We start from the raw sequence: 653 nt of genomic DNA on the forward strand, positions 1-653 counted from the left end.
GCCCAGTACCTCGACTTCGGCCGCAACCGGAACAACGCCTTCATCAGCGGCGCCGTGGCCCCGGGCTACTACGTCACCGACCCGCGCGGCCTGTCGAGCCTCGACTACTTCGGCACCGTGCGCGGCCGCCTCGGCTACGCCTTCGACCGCACCCTCGTGTACGGCACCGGCGGCTTCGCCTACGGTTCGGGCAGCGCCGACCGCTCCTTCGGCGGCTACGCCGGCAACGACAGCTTCCGCACCGGCTACGCCGTCGGCGGTGGCGTCGAGTTCGCCCTCCCCACCGAGTCGTTCCTGAACTTCTTCCGCTCGTCGGCCGTGACGTTCAAGATCGAAGGCCTGTACGTCAACCTGGAGCGCGGCAACCGCAACCAGGGCGCCCTGGTGGTCAACGCCGCCAACCTCGTTCCGGTCGCCTACAGCGCCATCGGTCGCCGCGACGACGAGTTCGCCGTCGTCCGCGCCGGCCTGAACTACAAGTTCGGCTCGTACTAAGATCGGATCGAACTGCTCCCGGCTCCTGTGCCGGGAGACGTTGCGGCGGGCGAGGGTGTTGGTCCTCCTCATCGCTCGCCGCCGCGAAAGGTGCCGACAACTTGTTGGCCTCCGGATCCCCAGCCCGATCAAACTGGCCGCGAGGTCGGCGACACCCT

At 68.6% G+C, this 653-nt stretch carries 1 protein-coding gene; it reads left to right on the plus strand.

From position 1 onward, the window contains the following. A partial coding sequence (locus MKK65_RS10850; protein ID WP_409565409.1) for an outer membrane protein occupies window positions 1-495 on the plus strand: 495 nt, incomplete at its 5' end. Window positions 496-653 lie beyond the last annotated feature (158 nt).

This window comes from Methylobacterium sp. J-001 (assembly GCF_022829565.1).
GTDB lineage: Bacteria > Pseudomonadota > Alphaproteobacteria > Rhizobiales > Beijerinckiaceae > Methylobacterium.